The organism is Streptomyces sp. JH34, from assembly GCF_029428875.1.
GTDB lineage: Bacteria > Actinomycetota > Actinomycetes > Streptomycetales > Streptomycetaceae > Streptomyces.
The window spans coordinates 4,480,265-4,496,151 of record NZ_JAJSOO010000001.1; the positions used below are offsets into that span (position 1 = coordinate 4,480,265).

General features: G+C 71.5%; 11 protein-coding genes, 1 other RNA gene and 2 pseudogenes. 13 read left to right on the plus strand and 1 reads right to left on the minus strand.

Going from position 1 to position 15,887, the window contains the following annotated elements; translation table 11 throughout:
• Positions 1-58: 58 nt before the first annotated feature.
• The 3 genes from LWJ43_RS19965 to ssrA all read left to right on the plus strand — a co-directional run bounded on the left by LWJ43_RS19965 (position 59) and on the right by ssrA (position 2,264).
• Positions 59-1,246: a S41 family peptidase gene (locus LWJ43_RS19965; RefSeq protein WP_277333588.1), complete on the plus strand. Its 1,188-nt coding sequence runs from the start codon at positions 59-61 to the stop codon at positions 1,244-1,246.
• 18 nt (positions 1,247-1,264) lie between these two features.
• A complete protein-coding gene (gene smpB, locus LWJ43_RS19970) occupies positions 1,265-1,753 on the plus strand; it encodes an SsrA-binding protein SmpB (protein WP_277333589.1) in 489 nt (162 codons plus the stop codon).
• A gap of 123 nt (positions 1,754-1,876) precedes the next feature.
• Positions 1,877-2,264, plus strand: a transfer-messenger RNA (tmRNA) gene (gene ssrA, locus LWJ43_RS19975).
• 73 nt (positions 2,265-2,337) lie between these two features.
• On the opposite strand, the gene LWJ43_RS19980 is transcribed toward ssrA, so the two are convergent.
• On the minus strand, positions 2,338-3,543 hold the full coding sequence (locus LWJ43_RS19980; RefSeq protein ID WP_277333590.1) for an MFS transporter: 1,206 nt from the start codon (positions 3,541-3,543) through the stop codon (positions 2,338-2,340).
• An 84-nt stretch (positions 3,544-3,627) separates the two neighbouring features.
• Between LWJ43_RS19980 and LWJ43_RS19985 the strand changes: the two genes are divergently transcribed.
• From LWJ43_RS19985 to LWJ43_RS20030, 10 genes and pseudogenes are all read left to right on the plus strand, one after another.
• On the plus strand, positions 3,628-4,599 hold the full coding sequence (locus LWJ43_RS19985; protein ID WP_277333591.1) for a LysR family transcriptional regulator: 972 nt from the start codon (positions 3,628-3,630) through the stop codon (positions 4,597-4,599).
• Between the two features lie 167 nt (positions 4,600-4,766).
• Positions 4,767-5,420, plus strand: a complete 654-nt coding sequence (locus tag LWJ43_RS19990) for a hypothetical protein (RefSeq protein ID WP_277333592.1) — start codon at positions 4,767-4,769, stop codon at positions 5,418-5,420.
• A 1-nt stretch (position 5,421) separates the two neighbouring features.
• The gene (locus tag LWJ43_RS19995; protein WP_277333593.1) at positions 5,422-7,614 is read left to right on the plus strand and encodes a glycosyltransferase; all 2,193 of its coding nucleotides are present in this window, start codon (positions 5,422-5,424) and stop codon (positions 7,612-7,614) included.
• Positions 7,611-9,005 (plus strand): acyltransferase family protein, encoded by a 1,395-nt coding sequence (locus LWJ43_RS20000; RefSeq protein WP_277333594.1) that lies wholly within the window; start codon positions 7,611-7,613, stop codon positions 9,003-9,005. Before LWJ43_RS19995 ends, LWJ43_RS20000 begins: the two co-directional genes overlap by 4 nt.
• A 176-nt stretch (positions 9,006-9,181) precedes the next feature.
• The gene (locus LWJ43_RS20005) at positions 9,182-10,513 is read left to right on the plus strand and encodes a nitrate/nitrite transporter (RefSeq protein ID WP_277333595.1); all 1,332 of its coding nucleotides are present in this window, start codon (positions 9,182-9,184) and stop codon (positions 10,511-10,513) included.
• 130 nt (positions 10,514-10,643) lie between these two features.
• Positions 10,644-11,789 (plus strand): uroporphyrinogen-III synthase, encoded by a 1,146-nt coding sequence (locus LWJ43_RS20010; protein WP_277333596.1) that lies wholly within the window; start codon positions 10,644-10,646, stop codon positions 11,787-11,789.
• Positions 11,790-11,810: 21 nt separating this feature from the next.
• On the plus strand, positions 11,811-12,374 hold the full coding sequence (locus tag LWJ43_RS20015; RefSeq protein ID WP_277333597.1) for a GNAT family N-acetyltransferase: 564 nt from the start codon (positions 11,811-11,813) through the stop codon (positions 12,372-12,374).
• A 202-nt stretch (positions 12,375-12,576) separates the two neighbouring features.
• Entirely contained in the window at positions 12,577-13,170 is a 594-nt protein-coding gene (locus LWJ43_RS20020) for a CGNR zinc finger domain-containing protein (RefSeq protein ID WP_277333598.1), read from the plus strand.
• A 16-nt stretch (positions 13,171-13,186) separates the two neighbouring features.
• Positions 13,187-13,345 (plus strand): annotated as a pseudogene (locus LWJ43_RS20025) (RNA polymerase subunit sigma); the annotation flags it as partial.
• A gap of 123 nt (positions 13,346-13,468) precedes the next feature.
• A pseudogene (locus tag LWJ43_RS20030) lies at positions 13,469-15,839 on the plus strand (HelD family protein).
• The last annotated feature ends 48 nt before the right edge of the window (positions 15,840-15,887 follow it).

The following is a 15,887-nucleotide window of genomic DNA, read 5'->3' on the forward strand; positions in this document are numbered from 1 at the left end:
GTCCCGCATGCGGCGAACGAGCCGTGTGCGGACGGGGCGTTGTCCTACACTCGGCCACATGCTGGGCCATACGTACCATTTGAAACCCCGTGGGATCCACCGCGGGGCGGCCCTGACGTTGGTGTTCGCGAGCGTGCTGGCCACTGCCGCGGCCACCGGGTCGCTGCCCCGTGAGGACGACCCGGGCACGGAGATAAGGACACGGGCGGTGTCCTCCACCGTCGGTCCGGTGGACCGTGAGGAGATCGCGGACGCGGCCGCCGACGCGGAGGCCGACGGGAAGTCCGGCACGGACGCCGCCGAGGAGGTCGTCAGCCGCAGCGGTGACCGCTGGGGCGCGGTGTACGACGAGCGGGAGTACGAGGAGTTCGAGCAGGCCCTCGACGGCTCGTACACCGGGGTGGGCGTCTCCGCCCGCCGCTCGGCCCGCGGCGAGGTCGCCGTGAGCAGGGTCCAGCCCGGGGGACCGGCGGAGCGGGCCGGTGTGCGCGAGGGTGACCTGCTGCGCACCGTGGACGGCCGTCCGGTCGGGAAGCGCCCCGTCGCCGAGGTGGTCGCGCTGCTGCGAGGGGACCGGACGAAGGCGCCCGAGGGTTCCTCGGTGGTCCTCGGGCTGAGCCGCGGTGGCCATTCGTGGACCACGACGCTGCGCAGGGCCCGGCTCAGCACCGACCCGGTGAGCGTCCGGCGGCTCGGGCAGGACCCCTCCTCCGCCGTGCTGATCAAGGTCGCCGCGTTCACCAAGGGCGCGGGCACCGCGGTCCGTGACGCCGTGGACGAGGTGCCCGGGGACGCCGGGATCCTGCTCGACCTCCGGGCCAACTCGGGCGGTCTGGTCACCGAGGCCGTCACCGCTTCCTCCGCCTTCCTGGACGGCGGGCTCGTCGCCACCTACGACGTGCACGGTGACCAGCGCGCCCTCTACGCCGACCCCGGGGGCGACACCGACCGGCCCGTGGTCGTCCTGGTGGACGGCGGCACGATGAGCGCCGCCGAGCTGCTGACCGGCGCCCTGCAGGACCGGGGGAGGGCCGTGACCGTCGGGTCACGCACCTTCGGCAAGGGATCCGTGCAGATGCCCAGCAAGCTCCCGGGCGGCTCGGTGGCCGAGCTGACCGTCGGGCAGTACCGCACTCCGGCGGGCCGGAGCGTCGAGGGAAGCGGCATCACACCGGACGTCGGGGCGGGTCCGGAGGCCCAGCGGCGGGCCGAAACGGTATTGAGTGGCCTCGGGGGTGGGTCGTAGTGCGAAAATGACCACACTATGGCCAAGGAAAAAGACACCGGGCGCAAGATGATCGCCCAGAACAAGAAGGCGCGGCACGACTACCACGTCCTCGACACCTACGAGTGCGGTCTCGTACTGATGGGTACCGAGGTCAAGTCGTTGCGGATGGGCAGGGCGTCGCTGGTCGACGGCTTCGTCCAGATCGACGACGGGGAGGCGTGGCTGCACAACATCCACGTCCCGGAGTACGTGCAGGGCACCTGGACCAACCACTCGGCCAAGCGCAAGCGCAAGCTGCTGCTGCACCGGGCCGAGATCGACAAGCTCCAGGCCAAGTCGCAGGAGACGGGCCACACGATCGTGCCGCTCGCGCTGTACTTCAAGGACAGCCGCGTCAAGGTCGAGATCGCGCTCGCGAAGGGCAAGAAGGAGTACGACAAGCGTCAGACACTGCGGGAGAAGCAGGACACGCGGGAGACGAACCGCGCGATCTCGGCGGTCCGCCGGCGCCAGCGCAGCGCGTAGCCGCCACCCGCGTCCGGGGCCCGCGCCCCGGAGCCGCAGGAATACGGTGGCATCCGCGGGCGTTGGTCACGTACGATGGGCCGTGCACCTCACAGAGGGTGCGCGCATTTGAAAAAACAACATGGGGATGATCGGTTTCGACAGCGGATGTCGAAGCAGGGGAAGCGAGTCGAGGAAGCGGCAATGATCTCGTAAACCATATGTCGCAAACAATAATCGCCAATTCCAAGCGCGATTCCTCCGCCTTCGCCCTCGCTGCCTAATTAGCAGCTAAGCGAAGACTCTGCGGAGTGTCAGCCCGGGGGTGATCCCGACCCGGATCCTGGCATCAACTAGGGATCTAAACTTCTAAGCCCGGTCACGGGGCCTGGAAGGAAATCAAACAGTGGCTGGGCCTGTCGGAGGCTTGTTCGCGTGACCTCCGGGGCCGAGAAAAGCGTAGCGAACTGCACTCGGAGAAGCCCTGGTTCCGCACCGTTGGACGCGGGTTCGATTCCCGCCATCTCCACAATTCCCATGTGAACGAGGACCCCGTTGCCCCTGGCAGCGGGGTCCTCGTTTTTCCCGTGTTCCGCCCGGTCCCGTCAGGCCCGGCGTGTTCCCGCGGCCGCGACGGCCAGGGCGAGGGCCGCGGCGCACATCGGCGCCGCGTATCCGGCGACCGTCCCCGCGTGCTCCACCGCCCAGCCGCCCACGGCCGAGCCCGCGGCCACCCCGCCCAGCAGCGTCGTGACCGCGAGCGTCATCCCCTCGTTGAGCTGCGCCTGCGGGGTGAGACGCTGGATCAGGGTCATCCCGGTGACCATGGTGGGCGCGGTGGCCGCCCCCGCCAGCAGCAGGCAGACCGCCAGCACGGGCAGCGAGCCGGTCGTGGCCGTGGCCAGCAGGGGGAGAGACATCAGCGCGGTCATCCCCGTCAGGCAGAGCAGCAGCCGCCGGCCGACCCGCGCTGCGGGGCGCAGCGATCCGTACAGCAGCCCGGCGACGCAGGAGCCCGTGGCCTGGAGCGCGAGGATCGCGCCGCCCGCGTGCGCGATGGACACGACCTCCATCGAACCGAAGACCGCCCCGGTCGCGAGGAACACGGCGAGCAGGGCGGCCATGCCGGGGGTGCGCAGGGGCGAGGCGGCCCGGGTGCCGGGAGTCACCGGTGGTTCGGTGGCGCGCTGCGCGGCGAAGACCAGGACGCCGGTCATCAGCAGGATCGCGCCGGTGAGCGTGCCGGCTTCGGGGAAGAGGGCCCCGCACAGGGACGCGGCGAGGACGGGGCCGAGCATGAAGCACAGTTCGTCCGCGGCCTGTTCGAAGGAGTTGGCGGTGTGCAGGGCCGCCGGGTCGCCCCGGTGCAGATGGGCCCAGCGGGCCCGGGACATACCGCCGGTGTTCGGGGTGGTGGCCGTCGCGGCATAGGCGACGAAGAGCGTCCAGACCGGTGCGTCGTGATGTACGCAGAGCACCAGGGCCAGCGAGCCGAGTACGGCGACCGCCGTGGCGGGCACCGCGATCCTGGCCTGGCCGTACCGGTCGACGAGGCGGGCCGTCCAGGGGGCGACGACGGCGGTCGCGGCCAGCCCGGTCGCGGTGACTGCCCCGGCCAGGGCGTACGAACCGTGGGCCCCGGCGATCATGATGACGGCGCTGACGCTGAACATCCCCATGGGCAGCCGGGCGAGGAGATTGCCCGCGGTGAAGGCACGCGCGCCGGGAGTGGCGAGCAGTCGGAGGTACGGATTGGACGGGCCGGCGGCAGGAGGGGTGGCGGGAGCCGGGGCAGCGGTTTCGAGAGGCACGTGCTCCAGCCTCGGATCGTGTGGTCCGCGCTGTCCAACACCTGATCGGAGGCCACTGACGCACTTCTGTTGTAAATTCGGCCGGTGGCCGCCGTCGACACCGATCCCCGCATCCTCCGCGCCTTCGTCACCGTGGCCGAGGAACTGCACTTCACCCGTGCCGCCGCCCGGCTCTACGTCGCGCAGCAGGCGCTGAGCCGGGACATCCGCAGGCTGGAGCGTGAGCTGGGCAGGGAACTGTTCGTCCGTACCACCCGGCAGGTGTCCCTCACCCCGGACGGGGAACGCCTCCTCCCGTACGCCCGCCAGGTGCTCGACGCGCACGTCGCGCTCCGCGCCGCCTTCACCGACCCGGCGGACCGTCCGCTGCTCGTCGACCTCAACACCGACGGGATGACAGCGGCCCGGGTGCTGGCCCGGGCGCGTGAACTCGCGCCCGAGTGCGAGCTGATGGCCCGTTTCGAGAGCGGGCTGACCTGGGCGGCGGGTGAGGTGCTCGCCGGGCGGCTGGACGTCTCCTTCGGCCGGGCCGCCGGACTCGACCCCGCGGTCCTCGCCCAGCTCTCCGTACAGCCGGTGCGGTACGAGCCGATGGCCGTACTCCTGCCGCGCGATCATCCTCTGGCGGGGCGCGAGGCGGTCGCCATGAGTGACCTGGCCGGTGAAACCGTCTACGCGGGGGCAGGCAATGCGCGCACGCGCGAGTGGACGGATCTCGCATCCCTGCTCTTCTCGGAATGGGACATCGTGCTGGCTCCACCGGCTCCGCTCGCCGTCGGAGTGGCCGAATTCCAACGGGTCATGGCGAAGAGAGGTGACCCTGTGCTGGCCGTCGTGGGGTTTCCGCCGCTACCCGGGACGGTGCTGCGCCCACTCGTGCGGCCCGTGCCGCTGTCCCCGCTGCTGATGGTGTGGCGTAAGGGGCTCGATCACCCGGGTCTGTCCGCGTTGCGTGCCGCAGTGGCCGAACTCGCAGGGGCAGAAGGATGGATGGCAAGGCCAGCTACCTCGTGGCTACCCGGAACCGACGCTTCACTCATGGATCACTGTTCATGAACAACAGGTGATACAGCCCTCTTTCTGCCCCCGTCGTGCGCTACATTCAGGTCTTCGGGTGCTCGGTGGCAGGTGGCGCGCGGACGGGGTGGGGGCCCGGTTCGATGGCACGATTCCAGTCATTCCACGCGCACCCGGTTCATTGAGTGGGGGATGTGCGAACACCTGTGGAAAATTGGCGCGAAGGTACCCGAACCGGGCACACGCATGAGCCGAGCGACGTCACCGTCCAACTGGACGGTCTGGGGCGTCAGCTCTCCGAACTACCAGCTGAACCCGGCCCTCCGGACCCTGCGGACGGTCCGGTCTTCGTCGATGAGAGCGGCCGTCGCAGCAAGACGTACCGGCGTGTGGGCTGGGTGCTCGCCGCGATCTGCGCCGTGTACGCGGTGACGCTCGTCGTCGCCGTGCTCGGCGGGAACTCCGCCGCTCCCTGGCTGCCTCTCTCCGGTCAGGACGAGAAGCACGCGGAGGAGATCGAGGTACGGCCCGCGCCGAGCGGCGACATCGTGTCCGAGAGCCCCGGGGCCACGCCCGGTGCCTCCGTATCGGCCTACGTGCCCACCACGGCCCCCGCGGCGGTCGGCGCCTCCGCGTCAGGATCGGCCGAGCCCGGCACGAGCGCGTCGGCCACCCCGTCCGGCAAGCCCGCGAAGGGCGGTTCCTCGTCCTCGGCCCCGGCCCCCGGCACCCCGGTCTCCGAGCAGCCGAGCGGCCAGCCGTCGCCGTCGGTCAGCCCCGATCCGCCCGTCGAGGAGAGTCCGCCGACGTCTCCGGACCCCTCCGAATCACCGGTGCAACCTCAAGAAGGTCCTCACTAGGATGACAATCCCCGTTTCGCGGGGCAGGCACAACCGGAAGAAGAAGCGGACCGTCCGGCGCAGACTTCCCATGCGCTACCTGCTTCCGTCGCTCCTCCTTGTGGCCCTGCTCGCCATGCTCATGCTGCGCGGATACGTGCACAGCGAGATCCTCGCCGACCACCGCGTCCAGGCACCCGCTCCCACCACCCAGGTGCCGGACGACGTGCTCGAAGGCGGCCCGGTCATCGACGCCCGCACCGCGGGCGAGAACGCCAGGACGCTCCGGATACCCGACCACAAGATCGTCCTGACCTTCGACGACGGCCCGGACCCGGTCTGGACCCCGCGCGTCCTGGACGAGCTCAAAAAGCACCACGCGCACGGCGTCTTCTTCGTCACCGGCACCATGGCCTCCCGCTACCCGGAGCTCGTGCAGCGGATGGTCGACGAGGGGCACGAGATCGGGCTGCACACCTTCAACCACCCCGATCTCTCGTTCCAGACCACCAACCGCATCGACTGGGAACTCGCCCAGAACCAGCTGGTCCTGGCGGGCGCGGCCGGCATCCGCACGTCCTTGTTCCGGCCGCCGTACTCCTCGTTCTCCGACGCCATGGACGACAAGTCCTGGCCGGTCACGCAGTACATCGGCAGCCGCGGCTACCTCACCGTCGTGAACAACACCGACAGTGAGGACTGGAAGCGCCCCGGCGTCCCCGCGATCATCGAGCGCGCCACGCCGAAGCACGGCAAGGGCGCGATCATCCTCATGCACGACTCCGGCGGCGACCGTTCCCAGACCGTGGCCGCCCTGGGGAAGTTCCTGCCGCAGATGCAGGAGCAGGGCTACGACTTCACCAACCTGACCTCGGCGCTCGGCGCCTCCAGCGCGCACACCCCGGCCACCGGTTTCGCGCTCTGGAAGGGCAAGGCGTTCATAGGGGCGGTGGAGATCTCCGAGCACGTCACCGGCGTCCTGGTGGTCGGTCTCGCGGCCATCGGCGTCCTGGTGATGGTGCGCTTCGGGCTGATGCTGCTGCTCTCCTTCCTGCACGCCAGGAAGGTGCGCCGCAAGGGCTTCAGCTGGGGGGAGCGGTTCACCCGCCCGGTCTCGGTCCTCGTGCCGGCGTACAACGAGCGCGAGTGCATCGAGGCCACCGTGCGGTCGTTGGTGGCCAGCGACCACCCGATCGAGGTCATCGTCATCGACGACGGCTCGACGGACGGCACGGCCGATCTCGTCGAGGCGATGTGGATCCCGAACGTCCGGGTCGTCCGCCAGCGCAACGCCGGCAAGCCCGCGGCCCTCAACAACGGCATCGCGAACGCCCGTCACGACATCGTCGTCATGATGGACGGCGACACGGTCTTCGAACCCTCCACCGTGCGCGAGCTCGTGCAGCCGTTCGCCGACCCCCGGGTCGGCGCGGTCGCGGGTAACGCGAAGGTGGGCAACCGCGACTCGTTGATCGGCGCCTGGCAGCACATCGAGTACGTGATGGGCTTCAACCTCGACCGCAGGATGTACGACCTCCTGGGCTGCATGCCCACCATCCCCGGTGCGGTCGGCGCCTTCCGCCGGGACGCGCTTGACCGCATCGGCGGCATGAGCGAGGACACCCTCGCCGAGGACACCGACGTCACCATGGCGCTGCACCGTGACGGCTGGCGCGTCGTCTACGCGGAGAACGCCCGGGCGTGGACCGAGGCCCCCGAGTCCGTGCAGCAGCTCTGGTCGCAGCGCTACCGGTGGTCGTACGGCACCATGCAGGCCATCTGGAAGCACCGCCGCGCGGTCGTCGAGCGCGGGCCGTCGGGCCGCTTCGGGCGCGTGGGACTGCCGTTCGTCTCCCTGTTCATGGTCGTCGCCCCGCTGCTGGCGCCCCTGATCGACGTCTTCCTGCTGTACGGCCTGGTCTTCGGCCCGACGGGGAAGACGGTCGCGGCCTGGTTCGGGGTCCTGCTGGTGCAGGCCGTCTGCGCCGCGTACGCCTTCCGGCTCGACCGGGAACGCATGACCCATCTGATCTCCCTGCCGCTCCAGCAGATCCTCTACCGGCAGTTGATGTACGTCGTGCTGCTCCAGTCCTGGATCACCGCTCTCACCGGCGGACGGCTGCGCTGGCAGAAGCTGCGGCGCACCGGCGTGGTGGAGGCGCCCGGCGGTACGACGACCCGCCGCAAGGACACGGACCGGAGGCCGGTGGCATGACCTACCCCGAACCGCCCAGGCAGGACGGCGCCGGATACGGCGACCCCGCCGGATCGCAGACCCGGCCGTCGCAGGGCGGTGCCCACCGGGCGCCCGCCCGTGCCGCGCACACCGCACCGCCGTCCGTCCGGCACTCACCCGTGCCCGCCGGTACCGTGCCGGCCCCGGCGTACCCGGAGTACGCGGGCTCCGTACCCGCCCCCGCGGCGTACCCGGAACCGGCGGCCGGCGCCCCGGACACCGCCGGTGACGTCCCCGAGGCCCGTGCCAAGCCCGGCCGGGACCGCTACCTCGACCTGCTCAGGACCGTGGCCCTCGTCCGGGTCGTCGTCTTCCACCTCTTCGGCTGGGCCTGGCTGACCATCCTCTTCCCCTCCATGGGCGTGATGTTCGCCCTGGCCGGTTCGCTGATGGCGCGCTCGCTGGCCCGGCCGGCCGTGAGCGTCATCCGCGGCAGGCTGCGCAGGCTGCTCCCCCCGATGTGGGCGTTCTCGCTCGTCGTCGTGCCGGTGATGTTCGCGCTGAGCTGGAAGCCCGTCCGGGAGGAGGGGCTGTGGTGGTTCATCAAGCTCGGCAGCTACCTGTTCCCGCTCGGCGCGCCCCCCTTTCCCGAGGAGAACGGCTCGGCCGGTGGCTGGCTGGAGCTGAGCTGGGCGGACCAGGCGGCGGGACCGCTCTGGTACATCAGGGCCTACCTCTGGTTCGTGCTGGCGTCGCCCCTGCTGCTCAAGGCGTTCCGCAGGCTGCCGTGGGTCACGCTGCTGGCCCCGGTCGCCCTCACCGCAGTCATCGGCACCGGCCTCGTGAAGGTGCCCGGGACCTTCGGTGAGAGCCTCGTCGACTTCGCCGTGTTCGGGTCCTGCTGGGTCCTGGGATTCGCCCACAACGACGGCCTCCTGAAGGAGGTCCCGCGCTACCTGGCGGTGTCGTCCGCCGCGATGGTCATGGGCTTCGGCCTGTGGTGGGCCTCCGGGCACCTCACGGAGGAGGGCTGGAACCTCGACGAGATCCCGCTCGCCCAGGCCACCTGGTCCCTCGGCTTCTGCGCGATCCTCCTGGTCTACGCCCCGTCCTGGCAGAAGCTCCCCGGCAGGCTCGCGGGCTGGGACAGCCTGGTCACGCTGGCCAACAACAGGGCCGTGACGATCTATCTGTGGCACAACCTGCTGCTGATGGCGGCCGCGCACCTCGTGGACGAACTCTGGTCCGTGCCCTGGCTCGGCGACACCTTCGACACGCAGATCGAACAGTCGTACGAGGTGTTGATCCTGATCACCATCTGGCCGCTGACAGGGCTCGCGATCCTGGCGTTCGGCTGGGTCGAGGACGTCGCCGCCAAGCGCCGCCCGCGCCTGTGGCCGAACGGGGCCGGCCGGACACGCGGGGCCTGATCCGGCCGGAGAGGGGCGCGGGGGCACGGCCCGCCGCGCCCCTACGGGCCCAGCTCACCGCGACCCCGGGGTCCGAGTGAGAGCAAGGTTGCGCACCGGTCACCTCCTGGCACCGCGCCGAAACGCGGGCTCCTTAGGGTCGGCAGGACAACACCCCGACCCTGTGGAGGCGCGTGATGGCCGGTCGTTGGATCGAGAAGTGGGAGCCGGAGGACGAGACCTTCTGGCGGGAGACGGGCGAGAGGACCGCCCGCAGGAACCTGTGGTTCTCCGTTCTCTCGGAGCACATCGGGTTCTCGATCTGGTCCCTGTGGTCCGTCATGGTCCTGTTCATGGGGCCGGAGTACGGCATCGACCCGGCGGGGAAGTTCTTCCTGATCTCCACGGCCACCCTGGTCGGCGCCATCGTCCGGGTGCCGTACACCTTCGCGGTCGCACTCTTCGGCGGGCGCAACTGGACCATCGTCAGCGCGCTGTCGCTCCTGGTGCCGACCGGTGCCGCCTTCTGGGTGATGGAGCCCGGCACGTCGTACACCACGTTCCTCGTCGTCGCCGCGCTCACCGGCATCGGGGGCGGCAACTTCGCCTCCTCGATGACCAACATCAACGCCTTCTTCCCGCTGAGCAGGAAGGGCTGGGCGCTCGGTCTCAACGCGGGCGGCGGCAACATCGGCGTCCCGGTCGTCCAGCTCGTCGGCCTGCTCGTGATCGGCACGGCGGGCGCCGCGCACCCGCGGATCGTGCTCGGGGTGTACCTGCCGCTGATCGTCGTCGCCGCGCTCGGCGCGGCGCTGAGGATGGACAACCTCCGGCCGGTCCAGAACGACACGGGGGCGGCACTCCAGTCCGTCCGGGAGCCGCACACCTGGATCATGTCGGTGCTCTACATCGGCACCTTCGGCTCGTTCATCGGCTACAGCTTCGCCTTCGGACTCGTCCTGCAGACCCAGTTCGGCCGGACCCCGCTGCAGGCCGCCTCGCTCACGTTCATCGGCCCGCTGCTGGGCTCCCTGATCCGGCCCGCCGGCGGCTGGCTCGCCGACCGTCACGGCGGCGCCCGGATCACCCTGTGGAACTTCGCGGCCATGGCGGCGGCGACCGGAGTGGTCGTGTACGCCTCGGGCATCGAGTCGCTGACCGTGTTCCTCGTCGGCTTCATCGCCCTGTTCGTGCTGACGGGACTGGGCAACGGCTCCACGTTCAAGATGATTCCCGGCATCTTCCACGCACAGGGGCTCGCCAAGGGGCTGCGCGGCGAGGAGGCGGCGGCTTACGGGCGGCGCCTCTCGGGCGCGGCCATGGGACTCATCGGTGCGGTCGGGGCCCTGGGCGGCCTCGCGATCAACCTCGCGTTCCGTCAGTCCTTCGCCACGTCGGGCACCGGAACGGCCGCGTTCTGGTGCTTCCTCGGCTTCTACGCCGTCTGCTTCACCCTCACGTGGGCGGTATACCTTCGGCGTACCGAAGCGGTCGCCGCGAAGCCCCAGCTCAGCTATGCCGAGGTGTGAGAACGACCGTGAGGCGTCGCAGGACGTAACGGCCGGGAAATACGGGAGGACCGAGACTGTCACGCAGGGTTGACACTCTCGGTCCTCCGCATCATCGAGCAACAGCGGGACGAGAGCCGGGTATCACGCCATGCACGACGACGACGCACAGCACGGGCCCCTGGCGGGCTTCACGGTCGGGGTGACCGCAGCCCGTCGCGCCGAGGAGCTCGGGACGCTCCTCACGCGCAGGGGCGCCGCGGTCCTGCACGCGCCCGCCCTGCGGATCGTTCCGCTCGCGGACGACAGCGAACTCCTGGCCGCGACCAAGGAACTCATCGACGACGCACCGGAGGTGGTGGTCGCGACCACCGCCATCGGCTTCAGGGGCTGGGTGGAGGCCGCCGAAGGCTGGGGCATCGGGGACGGACTCCTCGAACTGCTCCGCGGCACGGAGCTGCTGGCCCGTGGCCCGAAGGTCAAGGGAGCCATCCGGGCGGCCGGACTCACCGAGGCGTGGTCGCCGCAGTCGGAGTCGATGGCGGAGGTCCTCGACCGGCTGCTGGAGCAGGGCGTCCAGGGCCGCCGGATCGCGCTCCAGCTGCACGGCGAACCGCTGCCCGGCTTCGTCGAGTCGCTCCGGGCGGCCGGCGCCGAGGTCGTCGGCGTACCCGTCTACCGGTGGATGCCCCCGGAGGACATCGCGCCGCTCGACCGCATGCTCGACACCACCGTCGCCCGCGGTCTGGACGCCCTCACCTTCACCAGCGCTCCGGCCGCCGCCTCCTACCTGAACCGCGCGGAGGCCCGCGGCATGCTCCCGGAGGTGCTGGACGCCCTGAGCCACGACGTCGTCACGGCGTGCGTCGGACCGGTCACGGCCCTGCCCCTGCAGGCCAAGGGCATCGACACCGTCCAGCCGGAGCGCTTCCGGCTCGGCCCCCTCGTGCAGCTGCTCTGCGCCCAGCTGCCCGCCCGCGCCCGCGCGCTCCCCGTCGCCGGCCACCGGGTCGAGATCCGTGGCCACGCCGTACTTGTCGACGGGGCCCTGCGACCGGTGCCCCCGGCCGGCATGGCACTGCTGCACACGCTGGCCCGCAGACCGGGCTGGGTGGTCTCCCGCGCCGACCTGCTGCGGGCGCTGCCCGGCAGCGGTACCGACGAGCACGCGGTGGAGACGGCGATGGCCCGGCTGCGTACGGCGCTGGGGGTGCCGCGGCTGATCCAGACGGTCGTCAAGCGGGGCTACCGGCTGGCCCTGGACCCCTCCGCGGACACCAAGTACGACGGGTCCTGACCCGGTCGCTAGCGTGCGGGGATGACCGATGACATCCATCCCCTGACCGACGGGGTCGCGCTGAGGCCCGTGACCCTCGCCGACGCGGAGTCCTTCGCCGGGGCCATGACCCGCAGCCGCGCCTACATGCGGCGCTGGGAGCCCGTGCGCCCCGACGCCTTCTACACCGTCGAAGGCCAGGTCCAGCGGCTCACCGGGCTGCTGGCCGACCGGGACACGGGGCGCGCGATGCCCTGGGCGCTGGCCGACGAGGAGGACCGGGTCGTGGGGGCGATGACGCTGGCCTCCATCGAGCGCGGGCCCTTCCGCAACGCCCGGCTCGGCTACTGGATCGACGTCGACCGGGCGGGCCGGGGTCTCGCCACGGCCGCCGTCACCAAGGTCTGCGAACTGGCCCGGGACGGGCTCGGACTGCACCGGATCGCGGCCGGGACGGTCCTGGACAACATCGCCTCCCAGCGTGTCCTGGCCAAGTGCGGGTTCGAGCTGTACGGCACGGCGCCGCGCTATCTCCACATCAACGGCGCCTGGCAGGACCACCGGATGTTCCAGCGGATCCTGCACGACGGCCCGCCGCAGGGCTGACCTGAGTCCGCTGTGTCGTCCCGCCGCCACCGGCGCAGCAGGAGGTGCCCGGCCTCAGGGTGACGGGTGACCGCTCCGTCGTTCGTGGGGACACCCGCACGGCGGTGGCCCCGGCCGGCCGGAGGGGTACCGGGCCGGGCCGGATGCGGGCACTCTGTGGGTGACTCTCCCCCACAGGTGACCCCCGAGGCGGTGACAGCTCATGGCGGAGGGCACGGGCACGAACAGCCGGCGGTTCGACTCGGGCCGGGTCTGTCTGGACCTGGTGGCGACCGGAGCGCCCTCCGGCGCCCGCGAGCGGATCGACCGTCCCGCGCGCCTCGCCGCATGGCTGGTGGCATCCCGGCTGGTCCCGCGCGGAACCCCGCTGGAGACGGTCGACGAGACCTGGGTGGCCCGCTTCCTGCAGCTGCGGACGGGGATCGACCGGCTGATGGCCGCAGAACTGACGGGCGGGAGCGCGGACGACGACCTGGAACGGGTCAACGCGCTGGCGGCAGGCGCGCCGCCGGGCCTGCGGGCCGTACGGGGGCAGGGTGGCGCGCTCGTACGGGTGCTGAGCGCCGACCCCGTGTGCGGGGCGCTGCTCGCCGCGGTGGCCCGGGACGCCGTGGACCTGCTGACGGACCCGGTCGCGCGGGCGGCGCTGCGCCGGTGCCAGGGCGCTGCCTGCCGACGGCTCTACCTGGACACCTCACGGGGGATGCGGCGCCGCTGGTGCTCCAGCGAGGTCTGCGGAAACCGGGAGCGGGTGGCCCGGCACCGCCGCCGTGTGAGAGCCCCGGCATGTGAATGAACCCGCGCCCCTGCGGTCCGTACCGAAATGGGGGTACGGCATCGAGGGTTCCGCCCACGAGGGCGCGCGGCTCCCGCTGTACGTGCACGGGGGCGCCGCGATGGCCCGTTCGGACATCGACCGTTTCGAGGTGCGCGCCTTCGACGGCGAGCGGCTGGTGGAGATCGACGCCTGAGGGGCGGTCGGGTGTGGACCGGAGGCCTCACCACCCGAAACGTGACCCGAGCGGCAGGTGCGCGGGGGCCCTCTTTTCGCGTACGGTTGACGGCTGCCCGATGCACGTCAGAAGGGGGCCCCGGTGGCCGCGCAGGATGCCGCTGTCGATTCGTTGCGGGACCGGGAGACCGGTGTCGAACAAGAACATCTGGACCGGGTCTACCGCCGTCTCGAAGAGAAGATCGACGAGGCGGAATTTCTCATGCAGGACGCCAGCAAACGGGGCCAGGTAGGCACCCCCGGGGCACTCGCCGAACGGGACGCGCAGGTCTTCCGCGCCGGAGTCCACCTCAACCGGCTGAACAGCGAGTTCGAGGACTTCCTCTTCGGGCGGATCGACCTGCTGCGCGGCAAGGACGGCGAACGCGGTCCGGACGGCGCCTTCACGTCCGTGGAGGCGGCCGACGACGCCGTGGCCGAGGACGGCACCGCCGGGATCGCCGAGACCCTCCACATCGGCCGCATAGGAGTACTCGACTCCGACTACGCCCCGCTGGTGATCGACTGGCGGGCACCCGCGGCCGCGCCCTTCTACCGTTCGACGCCGAAGGAGCCCGGCAGGGTCGTACGCCGCCGGGTGATCCGCTCCAAGGGCCGCAGGGTCCTCGGCGTCGAGGACGACCTGATGCGCCCGGAGCTGACCGCCACCCTGGACGGCCAGGCCCTTCCCGTGGTCGGCGACGGCGCCCTGATGGCCGCGCTGGGCCAGGCCCGCAGCCACACGATGCGGGACATCGTCTCGTCGATCCAGGCCGAGCAGGACATGGTCATCCGTGCCCCCGCCGCCTCCGTCACCGAGGTGTCCGGCGGACCCGGCACGGGCAAGACGGCGGTGGCCCTGCACCGGGCCGCGTACCTCCTCTACCAGGACCGGCGGCGGTACTCGGGCGGCATCCTCGTCGTCTCGCCGACCCCGCTCCTCGTCGCTTACACCGAAGGCGTGCTGCCCTCGCTCGGCGAGGAGGGCCAGGTCGCGATCCGCGCCGTCGGGTCGCTGTCCGACGACGCCGCGGGGGTGGAGGGGGCGACCACGTACGACGAGCCCGCCGTCGCCCGCATCAAGGGCTCGTCCCGGATGCTCCACGTGCTGCGCAAGGCCGCCCGCGGAGCGCTCGAGCGGCCCGCGGCCGGACCCGCCCCCCCAAGAAGGGCAGCTGGAGTTCGGGGAGGCCCCCGCCGAGGCGGGCACCCCCACCCGGCTGAGGGTGGTGGCCTTCGGCGCCCGCGTCGAGCTGGAGGCGGACGAGCTCCGGCGGATCCGGCACAACGTGCTCGGCGGCACGGCACCGGTCAACCTGCTGCGCCCGCGCGCCCGCAAACTGCTCCTGGACGCCCTCTGGAACAAGTCGTCGGGCCGGGGCCGCTACACCGACCCCGAGCTGGCGGCGGAGCTGCGTTCCTCGTTCGACGAGGACGTGTCCACCGAGACGCCGTTCCTCACCTTCCTGAACGCCTGGTGGCCGGAGCTCACCCCACGCCGGGTGCTGGCCGCGATGTCCGACGAGCGGCGCCTGAACAGGTGGGCGCGCCGGATCCTCAACCAGGGCGAGGTGCGCCGTCTGGCCCGTTCGCTGAGACGGCTGGACGAGGACGGCAAGGGTCCGCTCTCCGTCCACGACGTGGCGCTCCTGGACGAGCTGCAGACCCTGCTGGGCACCCCGGCCCGTCCGAAGCGGAAGCGGGAGGCCGATCCGCTGGACCAGCTCACGGGTCTGGAGGAGCTGATGCCGCAGCGTGAGGAGACACAGCGCGAGCGGGCCGAGCGGCTGGCGGCGGAGCGCACGGAGTACGCCCACGTCATCGTCGACGAGGCGCAGGACCTGACGCCGATGCAGTGGCGGATGGTCGGCCGCCGCGGCCGGCACGCCACCTGGACGATCGTCGGGGACGCGGCCCAGTCCTCCTGGTCCGACCCGGACGAGGCGTCCGCCGCCCGCGACGAGGCGCTCGGCAACCGGCCGCGCCGCCACTTCACCCTCACCGTGAACTACCGCAACCCGGCGGAGATCGCCGAGCTCGCGGCCAAGGTGCTGGCGCTGGCCATGCCCGGGATGGAGTCCCCGGCGGCGGTCCGTTCGACGGGGGTCGAGCCGCGCTTCGAGACGGTACGGGACGGGGACCTCGCCTCGACCGTCCGCGAGGAGGCCCGCAGGCTCCTCGCCCGGGTGGACGGCACCGTCGGCGTGGTCGTCGCGATGAACCGCCGTGTCGAGGCCCGCGCCTGGCTCGAGGAGCTCGGGGAGCGGGTCGTGGCCCTGGGGAGCCTGGAGGCGAAGGGGCTGGAGTACGACGCCACGGTGGTGGTCTCCCCGGCGGAGATCGCCGACGAGTCACCGGCCGGCCTGCGGGTGCTGTACGTGGCACTCACCCGTGCGACGCAACAGCTGACCGTGGTCTCGGGGGAGCGCGACATGCCGGACGGGGACGGGGTTCCGGACCTGCTGAGGGACTGAGCCGAGGGACTGAGCGAACGGACTGTGCGGAGGGCGGGTCTCCGGCGC